At 63.2% G+C, this 17,934-nt stretch carries 19 protein-coding genes and 2 tRNA genes; 11 read left to right on the top strand and 10 right to left on the bottom strand.

What is annotated here, in order from left to right:
* Positions 1–4: 4 nt before the first annotated feature.
* The 3 genes from IC614_RS11890 to IC614_RS11880 all read right to left on the bottom strand — a co-directional run bounded on the left by IC614_RS11890 (position 5) and on the right by IC614_RS11880 (position 1,289).
* Positions 5–1,006 (bottom strand): DUF2279 domain-containing protein, encoded by a 1,002-nt coding sequence (locus IC614_RS11890; RefSeq protein ID WP_226372659.1) that lies wholly within the window; start codon positions 1,004–1,006, stop codon positions 5–7.
* 85 nt (positions 1,007–1,091) lie between these two features.
* Positions 1,092–1,165: transfer RNA gene (locus IC614_RS11885), tRNA-Gly, on the bottom strand.
* Between the two features lie 38 nt (positions 1,166–1,203).
* Positions 1,204–1,289: transfer RNA gene (locus IC614_RS11880), tRNA-Tyr, on the bottom strand.
* A 126-nt stretch (positions 1,290–1,415) separates the two neighbouring features.
* Here IC614_RS11880 and rlmB point away from each other — a divergent pair.
* Positions 1,416–2,159, top strand: coding sequence for a 23S rRNA (guanosine(2251)-2'-O)-methyltransferase RlmB (gene rlmB, locus IC614_RS11875; protein ID WP_200971664.1), 744 nt, complete (start codon positions 1,416–1,418; stop codon positions 2,157–2,159).
* Positions 2,160–2,179: 20 nt separating this feature from the next.
* Positions 2,180–3,004 carry a hypothetical protein gene (locus tag IC614_RS11870; RefSeq protein WP_200971663.1) on the top strand — a complete coding sequence of 275 codons (825 nt, stop codon included), beginning with the start codon at positions 2,180–2,182 and terminating at the stop codon, positions 3,002–3,004.
* 7 nt (positions 3,005–3,011) lie between these two features.
* On the opposite strand, the gene IC614_RS11865 is transcribed toward IC614_RS11870, so the two are convergent.
* Positions 3,012–3,329 (bottom strand): 2Fe-2S iron-sulfur cluster-binding protein, encoded by a 318-nt coding sequence (locus tag IC614_RS11865; RefSeq protein WP_200971662.1) that lies wholly within the window; start codon positions 3,327–3,329, stop codon positions 3,012–3,014.
* 87 nt (positions 3,330–3,416) lie between these two features.
* On the opposite strand from IC614_RS11865, the gene IC614_RS11860 reads away from it, so the two are divergent.
* The 3 genes from IC614_RS11860 (at position 3,417) to IC614_RS11855 (ending at position 6,067) form a co-directional block, all read left to right on the top strand.
* Positions 3,417–4,034: a DNA-3-methyladenine glycosylase family protein gene (locus IC614_RS11860; RefSeq protein ID WP_200973218.1), complete on the top strand. Its 618-nt coding sequence runs from the start codon at positions 3,417–3,419 to the stop codon at positions 4,032–4,034.
* Between the two features lie 56 nt (positions 4,035–4,090).
* Positions 4,091–4,222 carry a hypothetical protein gene (locus IC614_RS12425; RefSeq protein ID WP_264175499.1) on the top strand — a complete coding sequence of 44 codons (132 nt, stop codon included), beginning with the start codon at positions 4,091–4,093 and terminating at the stop codon, positions 4,220–4,222.
* Positions 4,223–4,567: 345 nt separating this feature from the next.
* Positions 4,568–6,067, top strand: a complete 1,500-nt coding sequence (locus IC614_RS11855; RefSeq protein WP_207791123.1) for a hypothetical protein — start codon at positions 4,568–4,570, stop codon at positions 6,065–6,067.
* An 11-nt stretch (positions 6,068–6,078) separates the two neighbouring features.
* Here the strand turns inward: IC614_RS11855 and IC614_RS11850 are convergent, their stop codons facing one another.
* Together IC614_RS11850 and IC614_RS11845 are read right to left on the bottom strand one after the other, a co-directional pair.
* On the bottom strand, positions 6,079–6,777 hold the full coding sequence (locus IC614_RS11850; RefSeq protein ID WP_200971660.1) for a pirin family protein: 699 nt from the start codon (positions 6,775–6,777) through the stop codon (positions 6,079–6,081).
* Between the two features lie 23 nt (positions 6,778–6,800).
* Entirely contained in the window at positions 6,801–7,427 is a 627-nt protein-coding gene (locus IC614_RS11845; RefSeq protein WP_226372658.1) for an FMN-dependent NADH-azoreductase, read from the bottom strand.
* A 94-nt stretch (positions 7,428–7,521) separates the two neighbouring features.
* On the opposite strand from IC614_RS11845, the gene IC614_RS11840 reads away from it, so the two are divergent.
* From IC614_RS11840 to IC614_RS11825, 4 genes are all read left to right on the top strand, one after another.
* Positions 7,522–8,472 carry a LysR family transcriptional regulator gene (locus tag IC614_RS11840; protein WP_200971659.1) on the top strand — a complete coding sequence of 317 codons (951 nt, stop codon included), beginning with the start codon at positions 7,522–7,524 and terminating at the stop codon, positions 8,470–8,472.
* Between the two features lie 56 nt (positions 8,473–8,528).
* On the top strand, positions 8,529–8,789 hold the full coding sequence (locus tag IC614_RS11835; RefSeq protein WP_200971658.1) for a DUF3297 family protein: 261 nt from the start codon (positions 8,529–8,531) through the stop codon (positions 8,787–8,789).
* Positions 8,790–8,932: 143 nt separating this feature from the next.
* Positions 8,933–10,762, top strand: coding sequence for a glycosyltransferase family 2 protein (locus IC614_RS11830; RefSeq protein ID WP_200971657.1), 1,830 nt, complete (start codon positions 8,933–8,935; stop codon positions 10,760–10,762).
* The gene (locus IC614_RS11825; protein WP_200971656.1) at positions 10,759–11,115 is read left to right on the top strand and encodes a hypothetical protein; all 357 of its coding nucleotides are present in this window, start codon (positions 10,759–10,761) and stop codon (positions 11,113–11,115) included. Before IC614_RS11830 ends, IC614_RS11825 begins: the two co-directional genes overlap by 4 nt.
* Here the strand turns inward: IC614_RS11825 and IC614_RS11820 are convergent.
* Genes IC614_RS11820 through IC614_RS11810 form a run of 3 tightly spaced genes read right to left on the bottom strand, consistent with a single transcriptional unit; the run spans position 11,112 to position 13,075 of the window.
* Complete coding sequence (locus IC614_RS11820) at positions 11,112–11,516, bottom strand: ATP-binding protein (protein WP_200971655.1); 405 nt, start codon at positions 11,514–11,516, stop codon at positions 11,112–11,114. The two genes, IC614_RS11825 and IC614_RS11820, sit on opposite strands and share 4 nt — an antisense overlap.
* Positions 11,497–11,850, bottom strand: coding sequence for an STAS domain-containing protein (locus tag IC614_RS11815; protein WP_200971654.1), 354 nt, complete (start codon positions 11,848–11,850; stop codon positions 11,497–11,499). Before IC614_RS11815 ends, IC614_RS11820 begins: the two co-directional genes overlap by 20 nt.
* Positions 11,851–11,860: 10 nt before the next feature.
* Positions 11,861–13,075 carry a PP2C family protein-serine/threonine phosphatase gene (locus IC614_RS11810; RefSeq protein WP_200971653.1) on the bottom strand — a complete coding sequence of 405 codons (1,215 nt, stop codon included), beginning with the start codon at positions 13,073–13,075 and terminating at the stop codon, positions 11,861–11,863.
* Positions 13,076–13,173: 98 nt separating this feature from the next.
* Here IC614_RS11810 and bcsS point away from each other — a divergent pair, with 98 nt between their 5' ends.
* Both bcsS and IC614_RS11800 read left to right on the top strand, forming a co-directional pair.
* Positions 13,174–13,872, top strand: a complete 699-nt coding sequence (gene bcsS, locus IC614_RS11805) for a cellulose biosynthesis protein BcsS (protein ID WP_200971652.1) — start codon at positions 13,174–13,176, stop codon at positions 13,870–13,872.
* 17 nt (positions 13,873–13,889) lie between these two features.
* Entirely contained in the window at positions 13,890–14,741 is an 852-nt protein-coding gene (locus IC614_RS11800) for a glycoside hydrolase family 16 protein (protein ID WP_226372657.1), read from the top strand.
* 563 nt (positions 14,742–15,304) lie between these two features.
* Here IC614_RS11800 and mgtA read toward each other — a convergent pair.
* Positions 15,305–17,878, bottom strand: a complete 2,574-nt coding sequence (gene mgtA / locus IC614_RS11795; RefSeq protein ID WP_200971650.1) for a magnesium-translocating P-type ATPase — start codon at positions 17,876–17,878, stop codon at positions 15,305–15,307.
* Between the last annotated feature and the right edge of the window lie 56 nt (positions 17,879–17,934).

The following is a 17,934-nucleotide window of genomic DNA, read 5'->3' as shown; positions in this document are numbered from 1 at the left end:
CGCCTCAATCGACATGGAGCGCGGTATAGGGGATCTGGAGATATTCCAGTCCATGGCGTCCAACGCTCGCGACCCCGCCGCTGCGGTTCTTCAGGAGCAGCTCCGAAATATTCAGGCCGATGCCGACGAACGGCTTCCGTTTCGGAACGAGTCCCGCGGCGCGATCGTCATCGTCGAAATCCTCGGCATGATAGCCCACGTGAAATTCCAGAAAGCGCAGGGGCGAGTCCCGAAATCGCTCGAACCCGGACGCCTTGAAGGCCAGCAGAAACCATTGCTGTTCGAAATGCTTGCGGCCGCGAAAGGTGATGATGTCGTCATTGGGTACGATGAGCAGGCGGAAATCGACCTTTTCGTCGAGGCCGGGCACCGAATGCTGAAGCGCCGTGAAGCCCGCCCCGGCGGCGTTGAAGGCCATGTCCTCCCACGAAAAGCCGCTGTTCTTGTGAAAGGCGTCGTAAATTTCGCCATAGGTTTGCAGGCCGAGACCCAGCAGCGCGGCCGTCCGGGCGCTGGCCGGCCCGCCGCCGGTCTTGCGCGCCATCCGCCGGTAGAGGATTTCGGAAAAGAGATGCGCGTTCCAGGCGTGGGCGAGCTTGTCCACGCCGATGTTCGACGTGTCCTTGCCGAAAAGACCCTCGCTCTTGAATCGGAAAGATTGGGGATCGCCCAGCGTGACGGGCAGGTTGGTCGCGGTCAGCAAGGCGACCATGCCGCCAAGTTCCCACTTCACCGCCCCGACGCGGCTGCCGAAGCTGGCATAGCTTTTTCCGTCAGCCGGTGCCTCCAAGGGGTTCACGCTCGGGGGGCCGTAAATCGGCTGAGACAATGGCGCCGGAGCGGGATTGGAGGGGGCGGGCGCGTCACCCTGTTCCCGGCCCGGTGGACTGGCGATAAAATTGGTGGAGAGACTATCCGGCAGCGGCTCCGACTTGGCGGGACTGCACCAGAAACAAAATGTCAGCATCGCGGCCAACAACACGCGCACGCCACTTTCAACCGTCATCCACCGTCCTCGATCGTAACGGCGTCCCAACAGTCGCGGCGCGGGAAGGTTTCCTAAACTGAACTGAGAAGGGAGGAAGAAGCGCTGGAGCGGGTAACGGGGATCGAACCCGTATCACAAGCTTGGAAGGCTAGTGCTCTACCATTGAGCTATACCCGCTCGCCCTGCGCTTTAGGCCTCATATCATCCGATGCGGATGGTGGACAGGGCTGGATTCGAACCAGCGTACGCTCACGCGGGCAGATTTACAGTCTGCTGCCTTTAACCACTCGGCCACCTGTCCAATGGTGCCCATGATAGGAAGGCGCCACATGGCGAATGGGCGCCGCCCTGTCAACGCGGCAGGCGCGATAATCCTGCTTTTCGCATCCTGCTTGCCTTGCCGCGCCGCCGGGGCCATGGACGGCCGATGCGCCGCAAAGCCCGCCAAGCGACCAATCCGCAGAACCGCCCCCGTTTCTGGGGCCGCCATGCCGTCTCAGCCGCCCTCGCCAATCCGGAACGCCGGATCGCGCGCATCTGGGTCACCCGCGAAGCGGCGGGCGATTACGATTTCGATCCCGCGACGCCGGTGAGCTTCGCCGAAGCGCCCGACCTCGGCCGCTTGGTGCCGAAGGACGCGCCGCATCAGGGCATCGTCGCGGAGGTGGAGAAGCTCCCCGATCTCTGGCTCGGCGACTTGCTCGACCAGGCGGAGGACGACCGCCCCCTGCTCGTCCTCGACCAAGTGACAGACCCCCACAATGTCGGCGCCATCCTGCGCTCGGCGGCGGCGTTCAACGCGCTCGGCATCGTCACGCAGGACCGCCACGCCCCGCCCGAATCCGGCGCGCTCGCCAAGGCGGCGAGCGGCGCGCTCGAGACCGTGCCGTGGGTGCGGGTCGTCAATCTCGCCCGCGCATTAGATGAAATTGCGGAGGCCGGTTTCTGGCGCGTGGGCCTCACCGGCCATACCGAAACCTTCCTCGCCGACGCGCTGGGGCCGAAGCGGATCGCGCTCGTCCTTGGCGCCGAAGGCGAAGGCATGCGGCAGAATACCGAAAGCCATTGCGACGCGCTCGCCAAGCTGCCGATCAGCGACCGGATCGAAAGCCTCAACGTGTCCAATGCCGCCGCCATTGCCCTTTATGCGGTGGCGGCGCATAAAAGCTGATATCTAAGCCGGGGGGTGTCATGAAGCTGTTCAAAATCGCTGCGGCGGGTTGCCTCGCTCTTTTCGCAACCGGATGCCTCTTTAGCCCCGGCCGGTTCGATGCCGGCATGACCGTGATGAAGGACGGCACGTTCAGCTATCGCTATGCGGGCGAGATTTTCCTTTTGAATGCCGCTGCGGCGATGAACGCCAGCGCGGAGGAGGAAGCGCAAGAAACGTTCGATCCGGAATCGCAGACCTGCTTGACCGACGAAACGCTCGATGAGCGCAAATGCACGGAAGAGGAAATTGCCGAGCGCCGCTCGGAATTCGAGGAGAATAAGGCTCGGAAGGCGCAACAGACCAAAGAGATGATCGAAGCGCTGGGCGGTATCAATCCGAAGGATCCTGCCACCATGCAGGCCTTCGCCAAGCGCCTGGAAGGGCATGACGGCTGGAAGAAGGTGGCTTACAAGAGCGATGGCCTGTTCGAAGTCGAATATGAAACACGCGGCCGGCTCGACCGGGAGTTCGTCTTCCCCGTTTTCGATTCGGTTTCGGTCATCATCCCGTTCGTTCAGGTGACGCGCCGCGACAATGGCGCGATCCATATCGCCGCGCCTGCTTTTCTCCATGCCGACAAGAAGAATATGTTCGACGGCAGTTTCCTGGGCGCTGCGGCGACGGCGGACAGCCGGGCCAAGCCGTTCATGCGGCCGACCGGCACTTTCACGATTCGCACCGACGCTGAAATCCTGACCAACAATACGCGCGACGGACCCGTCCGCGAAGGCAATGCCCGGATCCTCAAATGGGAGGTCGGACCGCTGGAGACGAACCAGCCGGAAGCGCTGCTGCTTCCTTAAGAAGCGCTCAATCTTCCGGCGCGATCGTGACGCGCATGCCGTCCAGCTCAGGGGTCAGCAGGATCTGGCAGGAGAGACGGCTCGATCCGTCCCGATGCGAGGAACTGTCCAGCAGATCGTCCTCGTCGCCGCTGGCCGGCGGCAGCCGGTCCAGCCAGGCTTCGTCGACCTGGACGTGGCATGTCGCGCAGGAGCAGCAGCCGCCGCACAGGGCCAAAAGCTCGTCGATGCCGGCCTCGCGGATCGCCTCCATGACATTATAGCCCGCTTTCCCCTCGACGGTCCGTTCGGTGCCGTTGCGGAGCACGACGGTGAATTTGGGCATGACGATCCTTTCGCGGCAAGAAACGGGAGCGCGCCCGCGCGCGGCATATGCTAGTCGGGGCTGGGCAAATCAAGCGAGGGCATGCGCGTGGGAATTTCAGCGGAGGCATTGAAGACATCGCTCGACATTCTGGCGGGGATCGAGCCTGCCTTCGGCACGGCCCTCGCGCGGGTTGGCTATCCCGAACCCCGGATCAGCGCGCCGGGTTATGTCACCTTGCTCCGCGCGATCGTCGGCCAGCAGGTCAGCATCAAGGCGGCGGCATCGATCTGGGCGAAACTCGATGCCGCGGTCGGCGGCGCGGACGATCCGGCGCGCGTCGCGGCGGCGAACGAGGATGTGCTGCGCGGCGCGGGCCTGTCGCGGATGAAGGCGCTTTACGCTCACAGCCTGGCGGAGGAGGTGCTGTCGGGCCGCCTCGATCTTCACAACCTTCCCGAGGATGATGAGGAGGCGATCGCGCTGCTCGTGAAGGTGAAGGGCATCGGGCGCTGGTCGGCCGAAATCTATCTGCTGTTCGCCGAGGGCCGCTCCGACATCTGGCCCGCGGGCGATCTTGCCGTGCAGATCGAGGTCGGCCGCATTCTGGGGCTGGACGGGAAACCGACGGAAAAGGAAGTGCGCGCCCTATCCGAAGCCTGGCGCCCGCATCGCGGCGCGGCGGCGATCTTCAGCTGGCACCACCGTCACGTTAACCCGATATAGCCATTTTTGCGCGAAGTTGTTGAGTCTGCGTGCAAGGCTTTCTAGAGACTCGGCTCATGATGGAATTCGCTCTTTTCGGTTTGGCTGCCGTGGCCGTGGCGGTGCCTTTTGCCGCCTATGAACTTTACGCGCGCCACCAGCAGCGCAAGCAGCAAGCGATCGCCCGCCGCCGCAAGGATCGCGGCTGAACATCTTGTCGTCACCGAACCGCAATATTGCCTTGGCAATGAAGCGGGGAAGGAGACGGGATCATGGCTAGCATCGCACCCCAGACTCATCCTGCCGCTCAAGGCTTTCGTCCACTAGACCGCAAGGGCGGGTGGCCCCTGTTCGGCCGGGTTCTGATGTGGGCTGTCCGCAACGCACGCTGACATTCGAAGCAACATATTGTTTCGATAGACTTTGCCTTAGCCCTTCCGAAGCTATAAGCTCCCGTCCGCTATATTGGGCGGGGAAATCATATGAATTTCATGCGGCCGGTCGCTGCTTTGGCGATCATTGCTCAATCGTCGGGCTTGGCATGGCAAAGCCCGGTGGCAGCGTCGGAAAACGAATTTCTTCATGTCGGCGATGTCGAAACCGATCCGGAAACTTGGATCCCCTATGGCCCCTATCACGACGACCCCGCCGCGGGGCGGCTGATGCGGTGCGGCATTTTCCTCGAGGCTGCGGCGGATCTCTATTTCGGGGCCCAGGGGCTGGTGAGCCAGGCCATGAACACGAAAGATATTCGCCCTCAGGAATTGACCCAATTGATGGGCGCCACGCCGCGCCTTTCAGCGGCGGAGATCGACGAACGCAATGCTTATGCCCGCGCCGGTAAGGCGCTTTACGAACGAGCGAAGGAGCCCGCCCAGTCCCTGTCCGATTACGGCAAGAAGCCGGGGTACGATGTCGAAGATTTTCATGACGATTTCCGCTGGGGGCGGATGAGCGCGGATGCGTTGATCCGGGGTGGCGCTGCGCTGCAGTCCATGGCCTCCAATCGCGCCGATTGCTTTGGTCTTCCCGAGGTCGCGCCGCTCAAGGCGCGTCTCGAGGCGCGCTTGGCCAAGCCCGTTCCCGGGATGGAAAGGCCGGCTTCGGCCCGGATCCAGATGGGCCGGATGCCTCGGCCGCTTCACGCCTACCTCTATAAGCCGGAGGCATATCGTTACCTCACCTGCGCCAGCATCGCCTACGTCGCGGGGACCGAGCGTTTCGGCATGATGCCCAATCCCGGCGCCCCCCTTCCAGAGGCTTCGAACGTCATTCTGAACCTTGCGCAGGCGAAGCTTGATTCGGCTCAGGCTGGGGAGCGGGAGGCCCATCGCAAGGCGTCGTGGGACACGTTCGAAGCCGGCCTCAAGCGCATGGGCATCAAGAGCCAGGCGGAAAAGGACAGCTATAAATATAGCTTTCGCGTCGCCGTCGACGCCGTGACGCCGCTGGTGAAGGAAGGGCTTGCCGCCGATTTGATGGCGGAGCCCGTGTTGCAATGCGCCGGCCTGCCGTCCATGGCGCCGTTCGTCACGGGCAAAGGCGTTCCAACATCGGTGGCCCCGGCCGCTTCATTGGAAAAGCCGGAAGGCTTCCGTTCCTGGCCGGACCGCAAGACCGGCTATCTCGCCAATCCGGTCGCGTTCCGGAACATGTTCTGCTCGGCAATGATCTATGCCGCCTATACCAATGGCGCGGCGGAAGATGTCTGGTTCGCGCCGCCATCGCGCCGGGACGAATTCTGGTCGAGCGGCGACGGCGATGCGCCGCGGCATGACGAAGATGCGGCGGAACGGGCGGCCGTCAAAGCAGTCGTCTACAAGCTCTACGATGCCGGACAGATCGACAAGGAAGCCAAGGACGGCGGCAAGTGGTTCTTCAGCAAATATGCCGGGGACTATACGCTCGCCACTTATGCCGCGAACAACATCCTCAAGGATCGGCAGGGCGTGGAGGCGATGACCCACGACACCGCCCGCTGCCTCGCCCTTCCCGACGTCGCGCCGATAGCGGACGCGATCGAGGCGAAGGTCAGCGCCTGGGACGAGCGCTGACCTCCTGATACCTAGCGCGCGTCGACGAGGACGATTTCGGTATCGTCCAGCGCGACGATCGCGACCTTTTCCTCGCCGGTGATCGCGACGCCGTCGCGGGGTTCGGCGCGAACGCCGTTCACCGTGACCGCGCCCTCGACCGGGACGAGATAGGTATGCCGGGCCGGATCGAGGTCCAGCTCGGCCGCCTCACCCGCCTTCAACGTCGCGCCCATGACGCGGGCGGCGGCGTTGATCTTCAAGGCATCCTCATCCTCTGCAAAGCCGCTGGCGAGCGTCACGAAGGCGCCGTGGCGGTCGCCCTTGGGAAACCGCTTCGCGCCCCAGCCCGGTTGCGCGCCCGGCCTGTCGGTCTGCACCCAGATCTGGAAAAGCGTCGTCGTTTCGTCCTCCAGATTATATTCGGCGTGCTGGACGCCGGTGCCCGCCGACATCACTTGCACGTCGCCCGCGCCGGTGCGGCCTTTGTTGCCCATCGAATCCTGATGGGTGATCGCGCCGGTGCGGACATAGGTGATGATCTCCATGTCCCGATGCGGATGGGGCGGAAAGCCCGAGCGCGCGGCGATCTCGTCGTCGTTCCACACCCGGATTGCGCCCCAGCCCATGCGCGCGGGATCGTGATAATTGGCGAAGGAAAAATGATGCCGCGCATTGAGCCAGCCGTGATCGGCGTGGCCGAGCGAAGCGAAAGGTCGAATGTCGATCATCTCTTATCTCCCCAAATTCCGCGTCAGGCGGCGAGTGCCACTTCCTGTTCGACCAAACTCGCCAGCGCCTCGTTCGCGGCCTTGATCGCAGCGTCCGCGGCTTCAGGTCCGAAGGCAAGGCCCTCGACCCGGACGAATGCCACGTCCGTCAGCCCCATGAAACCGAGCATGCCGCGCAGATGCGGTTCCTGCGCATCCATCGCCGCCGCTTCGCCTTCGCTGTAAATACCAGCCCGGCTTTCGATGACGATCACCTTCTTGCCGGTCATCAATCCCTCCGGCCCGTTTTCCGTGTAGCGGAAGGTGACACGCGCGCGCAGCACATGGTCGAACCAGGTCTTGAGCGTCGACGGGATGCCGAAATTGTACATCGGCGCGCCGATCACCAGGATGTCGGCGGCGCGCAATTCGTCGACCAAAGTATCGGACAATGTCCGCGCGGCACGCTCCGCATCGGTCACGGGCTGGCCGCGGATCCCGGCCACGGTTTCGGCGACGAGATGCGGCACGGGATCCCGGCCGACGTCGCGCACGGCGATTGCCGCATCGGGGCGGGCGGCGCGCACCCGTTCCGCGAACTCGCGGGTCAGGCGGCTGGAAACGGACGCATCGCCCTGGGCGCTGCTGTTGATGATCAAAACGTTGGCCACGGCCTGGTCTCCTCGAATAACTTGTCGAAGGGTGAGATAAGGGTCTATCGGTGTTGCTTGTAGACGCCGAAACAGCATCATGGTGTTGCGCGACATGAAACGCCCCAATGTCGATCTTGTTGACGTCCTCGCCTTCGTCCGCGTCGTCGAAACCGGCGCCTTCGCCCGCGCCGCCGAACGGATGGGCATGTCGAAATCCATCCTCAGCCGCCGCGTGGCACGGCTGGAGGAGCAGCTTGGCGCCCGCCTTCTCACCCGCAGCGCGCAGGGCGCGCAGCCGACGGAGATTGGGAGCGCCTATTTCGCCCGTGCCGCCAACATTCTGGCGGAGTTGGAAGCGGCCGAAGAAGTGGTGGCCGACGCCGTGACGCAGGTCGCCGGGTCGATCCGCCTTACCGCCCCGATCTCCTTCGGCATCGACTATCTGGCGGGCGCGCTCGCCGATTTCGCCGCCGCGCATCCGAAAGTCGATCTGGACGTGTCGCTGGAGGACAAGAAGGTGGATCTGGTCGCGGGCGGCTTCGACCTTGCCGTCCGCATCGGGAACCTCGCCGATTCATCGCTCATCGCGCGGCGGATCACGACCGTCCGCTCGGCGGTGCTTGCCAGTCCCGCCTATCTGGCGCGACGCGGCCGGCCGGAGCGTCCGGCGGATTTGGCCGAACATGATCTCCTTTTCTACGCCAATATCGGCAGCGGCGAGCAATGGCGGTTCGTCATCGATGGCCGCACCGAATATGTGCGCGGCACGCCCCGGCTGCGCGCCGACAATGGCGACGTGTTGCGTGAAGCGGCGTGCGCGGGCCTCGGCATCTGCATCCTGCCGACCTTCAACGCCGAGTCCGCGATCAATGCGGGCAAGCTCGAGATCATACTGCCCGATTACCCGCTGCCCGACATCGGCCTCCACCTCGTCATGCCGCCCGGCCGCGCCGCGACCGCCCGCGTCCGCGCCCTGATCGACTTCCTCGCCGCCCGCTTCGGGCCGGAACCGGCATGGGATCCGTGCAATGCGCACCGGACAAAAAACATCGTCTCCGATTGAGCGCATGGCGAAAGGGCGCTAGCGGCTATCCCCGATCATAGCGAAAAGGTTCCATCATGCCTGATACCCCGCCCGACCGTCTGTCGCTTAACCCGCGCAGCCCTCATTTCAACATCGACCTGCTGCAACGCGGCGTCGGCATCCGCTTCAACGGCGTCGAAAAGACCAACGTCGAGGAATATTGCGTCAGCGAAGGCTGGATCAAGGTAGCCGCCGGCAAAGCCGTCGACCGCCACGGCCAGCCGGTCACGATCAAGCTGAAGGGTGAAGTCGCGCCTTATTTCCAGGATGCGATAGATGCCGAAGGCGCGGAATAAGCGCCTCAATTGAAAAGACCGGAATGGAGTGAATGACCTCTTCCATATTGCCCCACAACGATAAAACGGGAAAGCGGAGTTTGGCTTTGCCGCCAAATGTGGCAGACTAGGCGCGGCATTCGTCAATGCTTGGGGTGTAGGGATTGAATTTGCAGACCGGTTTCTACTTCGAGGCTTTCGAGGATCGCCGTCCGCCAGCGCCCCTCCCTCACAACGTCGTCATCGAATCCCTTTGGCAATTCTGCGCGACGGTCGCGCTGGCGCTGGGCGGCTGGTATATCTGGTGGCGCTGGACGCAATCGCTGAACTTCGATGCGCTCTGGTTCGCGCTTCCGCTGGTGATCGCGGAGACATGCGCTTATTTCGGCATGATCCTTTTCGTCTACAATATTTGGGCGGTGCGCGATTATCCCAAGCGGCCCGCACCGGCCACGATCGGCGATTGCGATCCCGACGCGCCGGAGCCGGAGCGGCCGGTGTCGGTCGATATCTTCATCGCCACCTATAATGAGGATGAGGAGCTCGTCCGATTGAGCATCCGCGACGCGATGCGGATCGAATATCCCCATCCGATCGACATGAAGGTCCATGTCCTCGACGACGGACGGCGGGCGCGGATGCGGGAAGTCGCCGAAGAGGAAGGCGCCAATTATATCAGCCGGGACAACAATATCGGCTTCAAGGCGGGCAACCTGCGCAACGCCATGGAGCAGACGGCGGGCGACTTCATCCTGATCTGCGACGCGGACACGCGGCCTTTTCCGACCATATTGGAAAAGACGCTGGGCTTCTTCCGCGACCCGAAAGTGGGCTTCGTCCAAACGCCGCAATGGTTTTACGACCTTCCGGAAGGCGAAACGCTGACGCAAAAGCTCGGCCGCCGGCTTGGCAGGCCCGGCCGCTTCATCGGCCGGGTCGTCGAAGGCGCGATTGGCGAGCTGCGGATCGGCGAGGATCCGTTCGTCAACGATCCCGGCCTCTTCTTCGACATCATCCAGCGGCGGCGCAACCGCGCCAATGCGGCCTTCTGTTGCGGCGCCGCGTCCCTTCACAGGCGCGAGGCGGTGATGTTCGTCGCGTTGCGCGCTTATGGGCAGGCGATCGCCCATGCGTCGGAGGAAAAGCGCTCGCTCTTCCAGCGGCTGCGGCCTCGCCGGCAAGACCCACAGGCCGAGGCGCTTGCCTTGTGGCAAGCCGCGCAGGCGCAGGAGCTAATGCCGTACAAATTCCATGTGTCGGAAGACATCTACACCTCCATCGTCCTTCACCAGGATCGCGAGCGGGGGTGGAAATCCGTGCTGAGTCCCGAAATCCAGTCGAAGATGCTATCCCCGCAGGATCTGCTCACCTGGACGATCCAGCGCTTCAAATATGCGGGCGGCAGCCTGGACATCCTGTTCCACGATAATCCGCTATTCCGGCGCGGCCTGACGGTTCGGCAGCGGCTCATGTATCTGTCGACCTTCTGGTCCTATCTCGGCGCGGTCTGGAATTTCATCTTCCTCGCCGCGCCAATCGTCTATCTATTCAGCGGAATAGCGCCGGTCGCGACATACACGACCGATTTCTTCGTCCATGCGCTGCCGTTCCTGATCGCCAACGAATTGGCGATCATGCTGGGGACATGGGGTATGTCGGGCTATCGCGGGAAGGTCACCTATCTCGCCTCCTTCCCGCTCTCGCTGCAGGCATTGTGGGCGGTGATCCGCAAGCGCCAGATCAAGTTTCCGGTGACCCCCAAGGAGCGGCAGGAGGGCAATTTCCTGCATCTCGTCTGGCCCCAAGTGGCGGTTATGACGCTCACCTTCGCGGGCCTTGTCTATGCCGGCATCCGTCTGGCCGATGGCAGCGCTGACTATAGCGTCGGCGGCCTCATCGCCAACGGCTTTTGGGGCCTCAATAATATTCTCGCCATGTCGATCATGGTCCGCGCGGCCTTCTGGAAGCCGGGCAAGGAAGGAGAGTCTCGATGAGTTTCAGCCGCAACCTCGCGCGGGCGCGCAGCCACATCATCTTCGTCCTCGGCCTATTGGCGGCGACCGCGATCATCGTCCCGCTGGAGCTGGCCGACTTGCCGGGCGACGAAGCGAGCGATTATCAATGGGTCGCCGCAAGGCCGCTGAGCGCCGCTGACCGGGAAGCCGCCGCTTACGCCTGGCGCGTCCTTCAAAAGGATCCCGACCTCGCCAAGCGTCAGCGGGGCATGGCGGAAGGGCTCGGTGCGACCTGGGCGGACGCGCCCGCGCCGGCCGAGCTCAGTCCCGAAGCCGCCAGCGTCATCCTCGAGACCCTGGCGCGGCGTCACGCTAAAGCGGCAGGCCGCTAGAAGCGGCGCGTAAGCGTCAGCCGGTTTTCGCCCGCCGACGAACTGTATGACAGATCGTCGACACAGGCGCGGATGATCGCCAGGCCGCGGCCGCTCTCGCTGTCGATCGCCACCTCCCCAGCATCGAAGGCGCCAGCGGGGATCGGCGCGCCTCTATCGACGAGCGTGATCGTAATCGCGTCGGCTGACGCCGCGATCCGCGCTGAATAATGTCCCGGCGCGCCCGGGCCGTAACCATGAACGACGATGTTGTTGGCCGCCTCCACCACGGCGATCTCAAGGTCGATCGCGATGGCTTCGTCTACGCCGGCGGCGCGGCACGCCGCGCGGACATCGTCGGCCAGCGCCGCCACCGCGCCAAGATCGGCGGGCAGGATGCGCTCAGTTTGCCGCGCTTGCATCGCCCGCCAGTGCCGCCATCGCCTCCACATCGGTATCGAACAGCCGGAACACCCTGTCCATGCCGGTCAGCTTGAACAACCGCTGGACGACCGGTTGGGCCCCCGCAATGGCGAGCATGCCGCCGCTGTCCATCATCTTGAGAAGCGAGACGAGGACGCCAAGGCCGGTGCTGTCGAGGAAGCGGACGCCGCTGATGTCGACCAGCACCTTTTCCGGACGGGGCGGCAGATTCTTTTCCAGTTCCGCCTTGAGCGTAGGTGCCACAGCCGCATCAAGGCGTTCGCCCTCGACATCGATCCTGACAAAGCCCGATTCCTGGGTGAAGAGGGTCATGGTCGTCTCCTTAAACCTCCGTTTCGGCCGCTCGCTCGAGAACTAATATCGAAATATCGTCTTCGGGCGGGGTATTGCCGCGCTGGGCAGTCAGTGTTGCATCGAGCCGGGTCAGAAAGGCTGACAAAGGTAAGCCGGTAGAGGCGCGTGCCAATTCTTCGAGCCCCTCCTCACCGAATACCTCACCGTCATTGCCCGCGCTATCGGTCAGCCCGTCCGAATAAAAGAGGATGCGGTCGCCAGGCTCGAGATGAACGCGCGTCACTGGATGCGTGATATCGGGGAGCAGGCCAATGGGCAGCCCGCCATCGGTGAACCAGCACGCCTCTCCGTCTTGCCGGATAAGCAAGGGATGCGGATGGCCGGCGCGAATAAACCAGACCTCGCCCGTCCTCGCATCGGCGACGCCCAGCACCATCGTGAGGTAACTTTCGCCCCCCAGTGCGAGCAATTCGTGATTAAGCAGCACCGCCGCCTCCGGCAATCGTTCCGGTTCGAAGAAGGCGAGGCGCAGGATCCGCTCATGGACAGAAAAGGAGCCCAAGGCGGCGGGAATGCCGTGACCCGACACGTCCAGATGAAAAAAGAGCAGCCTGTCCCCGGACACCGGCAGCACGCTCAACGTGTCGCCGCCGATTTCGAGGGACGCGTCGACATGCCATGCATAGCGGAAGGGACCGTCGAGGCACGGCTCAGGCAGCAACTTGCGTTGCAGGTCGGCAGCAGCGGCAAGATCGGACTTGATGCGCCGATAGGCCTCGCGCGTCCGGGCATTGGCGGCGGCGAGGTGCCGGTTCCGGCGCATGAGGCGGCGCTGAAGGTCGACCACCCGCCGCGCGGACGCGATGCCGAGTTCGAGCTGAAGCTGATCGACCGGTTTTTGCAGGAAATCGTCCACCCCCACGCGAAGGGCGTCGCGCACCGTCTGTTCATCGCCCCGCGCCGTCATCATGATGATGTGCAGATAGCTTTCCGCCGTTTCGGCGCGGACGCGGCTGACGAGATCGAGGCCGTCGAGCCCGGGCATCTGCCAATCGGTGATGAGCACGTCGAAATGGCGGCTGCGCAGCAGGGCGAGCGCCGCCTCTCCATCCGCCGCATCCTCGACGATGCAACCCAGTCCTTCGAGGATGATGGCGACGAATCCGCGCACCAGCTCATCGTCGTCGACGACAAGCACGGAGAGGGCGCGATCGATGCGTACGGGCGCGGCGGGCTGGTCCATGCCTTTTCCTGCTAGCATCGGAAAATCATATCGGCACCCTGTTTGTGATTTGGCAATTGATCCATCATACAAAGGCCGTTCAAGTCGAGGAGGTTCCGTTGAAGCATTCGTCCATCATCCTGCCGCTCGCTCTTCTTCTCAGCGCTGCGCCGCTGGCCGCGCAGGAAAACCGGGATGGGGTGCTGTTCTTCGGCGGTTCGGCGGGGGACGGCGTATCCGCCTATGCCGGCGGCCTTGTCTCCCTGCCCGGGGCGCGACTGGGTCAGGGCTTCGCCTTGCGGGGATCGGCCAATGCCGGGCGGTATAAATACCAGCAGGGCGTCGCGACGGTCGAAGCCGATTATGTCGGTGCCGAAGCGGCCTTGGTCTATCAGACTTCGGCGCCGTGGGGCTGGGCGAATTTTTCGGCCGGGCCGCGCCTGACCGACACGTCGCTGTCTCCCCGCGATCCCGCCAATGAACGCTCGGGCACGCGGGTCGATGCGGTGATCGGCGCGGAAGGCAATTATCGCACCGGTGGGTGGAGCCTTGGCTGGTACGGCAATGCCGGGCTTTTCGACGAGACTTACTATACCCAGCTCCGCGCCGGCCACAGGATCGACTCCGCAGGCAGGGCCTTTTTGGGAATCGAGGGCGGTTTTCAGGGCGATCCGAGCTATGACAGCCGCAATATCGGCCTGTTCTATGCCCGCGACTTCTCCGATGCCTGGAACGTCCAGCTGTCGGGCGGCATTCGCGATCAGGAAGGCCGTAAGGTGAAGCCTTATGCCGCGATCGGCCTGAGCCGGCTGTTCTGACGCCACGCCGCTCTTTTTTGGCGGCCGTCCTGCCGGTCGCCGCCGCAAGCCTGGGCGGCTGCACGACTTTGGCGGGGTCTATGCATCGGGAAGCGCTCTATACGCTCGAATGGTCGGACGAATTTCACGGCCGCGACGCGCCCGATCCCCGAATTTGGACTTATGATACCGAATTCAACCGGACGGGCTGGCACAATGACGAGCGGCAATATTATGCGCGCGACCGGCGGAAAAATGCCCGGATCGACAAGAGCCGTCTGATCATCGAGGCGCATCGGGAGGATCTCGCGCCGCAAGATTACGACGATTGGAACGGCCAGCCTTATTCGTCCGCGCGCCTCACCACGCGCGGACGCAGGCACTTTCAATATGGCTATTTCGAAGTGCGGGCGAAGTTGCCGTGCACGGTCGGCACCTGGCCCGCCATCTGGCTGCTGCCGGTGGAGCAAGACAAAGGATGGCCGGACGATGGCGAGATCGACATCGCCGAACATGTCGGCTTCGATCCCGGCCGCGTGCACCACACGCTCCATACCGCGACGATGAACCACCTTCGCGGCACCCAGCGCAGCGCCCAGTCGATGGTGCCCGATGCCTGCCGGCGCTTCCGCCGCTACCAATTGCTCTGGACGCCCGACCGTATCCAGATGGGCGTGGACGACCGCATCACCTTTCGCCTGTCAAAGAGCGCGGCGCGGGAATGGCCGTTCGACAAGCCTTATTATCTGATCCTGAACCTCGCGGTCGGCGGCAGCTGGGGCGGCCGCGAGGGCATCGCCGACGTCGCTTTTCCGGCTCGCATGGAAGTGGATTATGTCCGCTATTATCGTCCGGCCAGGACCGGCCCGGCAGCGGGGACGGTCCTGTAGAACGCATCGCCGGGCTGGCACTGAAAAAATGGTGCGCCACGCAGTCAGGTGCGAACCAGTCTCCGCCGTGTTTCCCTGCTCATCAGGGATTCTACAGGGAATTGCGTGTGCTTCATGCGGGCTTGCGGGTTTCCTTGGTCACCCTGGCCTCCCGTATTTCGCTACTTTGGAGGGCGTTCCCTAAGCGTTCGAGCAGGGAATTGCCTTCCTCATTTGGACACTTACCTAGGTAGTATCCGCCAGAGACAGTGAACCGAAGAATGGTCGATTTCTCACACTACTCGAAAGTGACGATTAACACCTTCGCGTGGGTCATCGCCCAAGGTGACCCATGACTGATGAGATGTTCTCCGAAGCGCTGAGAATGGTGACACTATCTCTTATTAGCTGAGACGCTGATGCAGGCGCTCTACCAAGAGCTCGATTTAAAATACCTCGGAAGAGGGGCAGGCCCTCTGGTGGTCCATTAACCAGACACAGGCTTGCTGAGGAGGTTCGGAAAATAGACCGACCTGATGTTCCTCCAATTTTATCGACGCCCCTATGATAGGTACATTCGATTATCAGTCATAGAATATGAATTTGGCGACCTCTGTAGCCGTAACATAGAGGATAACAACCAGCAGGCAGATAGCCAGCAGAGCTATGGAAAGTGGCATCAATCCAAATATCGAGCTGACGCTCCCAAGATAAGGCCCGACAAGTGTGAGGATCAGCATGGCTATCGTGGTCCAAAGGAGGAGCGGACTTGGGCGGCTGCGCCACGCCAAATGCCGAGTACGCAGGACAAGCACGACGACGAGCTCCGTCATTAGCGAGACAACGAACCAGGCGGTCTGAAATTCGCTTTCTCCTGCGCGATAAAGGAGAAGCAGGACCGCAAATGTCAGCAGATCGAAGGCCGAACTGACCAGGCCGAACACAATCATGAACTTCTGTATTTCCCTCACGTCCCACCGCTGCGGCGATGACAGGCGTTCTGCGTCAACATTGTCCGTGGAAATGGCCGCCGAAGGTAGGTCAGACAGAAAATTGTTAAGCAGAATCTGTTTGGGCAGCAGCGGGAGGAAGGGCAGAACAGGAGTTGCGATCGCCATGCTTACCATGTTGCCGAAATTGGCGCTGGTCGTGATGCTGATATATTTGAGCGTGTTGGCGAAGGTCTTCCGCCCATCCAAGACACCGCGCCGCAGGATCTCAAGGTCGGGGCGCAGCAGGACGACGTCCGCCGTCTCGCGGGCGACGTCCACCGCCTGATCGACGGATATGCCGACGTCCGCGGCCTTGAGGGCAGGTGCGTCGTTGATGCCATCGCCCAGGAAGCCGACCGAATGGCCGCCATGTTGAAGCGCGCGCACGATGCCTTCCTTCTGCTGGGGATCGATTTCGACGAACAGGTTCGCTTCGGCCGCAGCGCGCGCCAAGGCCTCTGACGGCATGGCCCGGATCTCGCCGCCCGTCAGGATCCGGCCGATGGGAATGCCGACCTCCTCGGCGAGGTGGCGGGTGAGATAGCGATTGTCGCCGCTGATGATCTTGACCCGGACGCCGAGGTCGAGAAGCGCCGCGAGCGTTTGCCGCACGTCGTCTTTCGGCGGATCGGCGAAGAGGAGAAGACCGATGAGGGTCATGTCCCGCTCGTCCGCCGTGGCATAATGGGCGCGGGCCTCGAGCGTCCGTTCGGCGACCGCGAGAACGCGAAAGCCGCTCTCGCCTAACGTTCGAAACCGCGCCTCTATGCCTGTCCGCTCCGTGTCCGTGAGCGGATGAACGGCGCCGCTGCGGTTGAGCGTCGCGCATGTCGCCAGAACATCCGCGAAGGCGCCCTTGGTGATCATCCGCGCCTGCCCCGCCAGGGAGGGATGGACGACGACGATCGTCAGGCGGCGGCGGGAAAAGTCATAGGGTATTTCATCGATCTTCGCGGCGGAGGAAATGGTCCGTCCGGATGCCTTCGCATCGTCCAGCAGAGCGGCATCGAGCGGGTTTTTGATGCCGGTTTCAAGCGCGGCATTCTGATAGGCGGCAAGGCGCACAGCGTCCGAGGAGGCACCGTCGACATCGATCGCGTCGTGGAGGCGGACGACGCCCGCGGTTAGCGTTCCCGTCTTGTCGGTGCAAAGCACTTCCATGCTTCCAAGATTTTCGATCGCCGCGAGCTTGCGGACAATGACGCCGCCGCGCGACAGATCGCGCGCGCCCGCGGCCAGCGTCACGCTGACGATGGCAGGCAGGAGCTCAGGCGAGAGTCCGACGGCTAGTGCGACGGCGAATAACAGGGACTCATTGAAGGGACGTCCGATCATCTGGTTCATCGTCAGTACGGCGATCACGATGACGGTCATGACCTTCAGCAATAGGCCGCCGAAAGAACGGACGCCGCGTTCGAAATCGGTTTCGGGCTCGCGCTTCCGCAGCCGCGCCGCGATGCGCCCGTAGGCGGTGCGTCCCCCGGTCTGGGTGATGAGGATGCGGGCGGTGCCGCTTCGGACCGACGTCCCCATGAACACGCTGTTGGTGCGGGCGGCGACGGGAGCGTCGGGCGGCGCCAGGCCCGGCGACTTTTCGACCGGAAAGCTCTCGCCGGTCAGCGCGGCCTCGCTCACCAGGAAATCCCGGGATTGGAGGATGCGGCCGTCCGCCGGGACGAGGTTTCCGGCCGAAAGGAGGACGACGTCGCCGGGCACGATCCCATCGTCCGGCACGGTCATTTCCCGCCCGCTACGGAGAACCTGCACTGTCAGCTTCAGCCGGTCCTGCAGCGCCGCGACCGCTCGGGATGCCCGAAATTCCTGATAGAAGCCGAGCAACGCGCTCCCCGCGACAATCGCCACGATGATGGAAGCATCCATCCAATCCTTGAGCGCCATCGACACGGCGGCGCCGAACAGGAGGATGAGGACCAGGGGATTTCCAAATTGCCGGAGCAGCAGCAGAGCAGCACTGCGTTCCGGGGTGTCGCGGAAGCTGTTGGGTCCGACAGTCTTCAGCCGTTGCGCCGCGGCCTTCTCGTCGAGCCCATCGGCTGTGGCTGAAAGACCGGTCAGCAGTGCGGGGAGAGATTGCGCCCACCAGCCATCGTGATCGCCCGTTTTTCCTTCCGCCCGGGGAGGCGTGCCTCTGCCCTCATGGTTCATCGCCGCGCCTCCAGCGCCAATTGGCTGTACCTGAAAGACCTCTATCGGCTGATAGG

Source organism: Sphingosinicella flava (genome assembly GCF_016025255.1).
Classification (GTDB): Bacteria; Pseudomonadota; Alphaproteobacteria; order Sphingomonadales; family Sphingomonadaceae; genus Allosphingosinicella; species Allosphingosinicella flava.
The sequence above is the reverse complement of the archived record's forward strand: the minus strand, read 5'-3'. Positions and strand labels throughout refer to the sequence as shown.

What these genes read in the sequence shown, in the direction of transcription:
- IC614_RS11890 (WP_226372659.1), bottom strand. Translation starts at nt 1,006, where the DNA reads ATGACGGTTGAAAGTGGCGTGCGCGTGTTGTTGGCCGCGATGCTGACA.
- rlmB (WP_200971664.1), top strand. Translation starts at nt 1,416, where the DNA reads ATGCGCCGCAAAGCCCGCCAAGCGACCAATCCGCAGAACCGCCCCCGT.
- IC614_RS11810 (WP_200971653.1), bottom strand. Translation starts at nt 13,075, where the DNA reads ATGGACCAGCCCGCCGCGCCCGTACGCATCGATCGCGCCCTCTCCGTG.
- IC614_RS11835 (WP_200971658.1), top strand. Translation starts at nt 8,529, where the DNA reads ATGCCTGATACCCCGCCCGACCGTCTGTCGCTTAACCCGCGCAGCCCT.
- IC614_RS11865 (WP_200971662.1), bottom strand. Translation starts at nt 3,329, where the DNA reads ATGCCCAAATTCACCGTCGTGCTCCGCAACGGCACCGAACGGACCGTC.
- IC614_RS11815 (WP_200971654.1), bottom strand. Translation starts at nt 11,850, where the DNA reads ATGACCCTCTTCACCCAGGAATCGGGCTTTGTCAGGATCGATGTCGAG.
- mgtA (WP_200971650.1), bottom strand. Translation starts at nt 17,878, where the DNA reads ATGAACCATGAGGGCAGAGGCACGCCTCCCCGGGCGGAAGGAAAAACG.
- IC614_RS11825 (WP_200971656.1), top strand. Translation starts at nt 10,759, where the DNA reads ATGAGTTTCAGCCGCAACCTCGCGCGGGCGCGCAGCCACATCATCTTC.
- IC614_RS11840 (WP_200971659.1), top strand. Translation starts at nt 7,522, where the DNA reads ATGAAACGCCCCAATGTCGATCTTGTTGACGTCCTCGCCTTCGTCCGC.
- IC614_RS11850 (WP_200971660.1), bottom strand. Translation starts at nt 6,777, where the DNA reads ATGATCGACATTCGACCTTTCGCTTCGCTCGGCCACGCCGATCACGGC.
- IC614_RS11870 (WP_200971663.1), top strand. Translation starts at nt 2,180, where the DNA reads ATGAAGCTGTTCAAAATCGCTGCGGCGGGTTGCCTCGCTCTTTTCGCA.
- IC614_RS12425 (WP_264175499.1), top strand. Translation starts at nt 4,091, where the DNA reads ATGATGGAATTCGCTCTTTTCGGTTTGGCTGCCGTGGCCGTGGCGGTG.
- IC614_RS11820 (WP_200971655.1), bottom strand. Translation starts at nt 11,516, where the DNA reads ATGCAAGCGCGGCAAACTGAGCGCATCCTGCCCGCCGATCTTGGCGCG.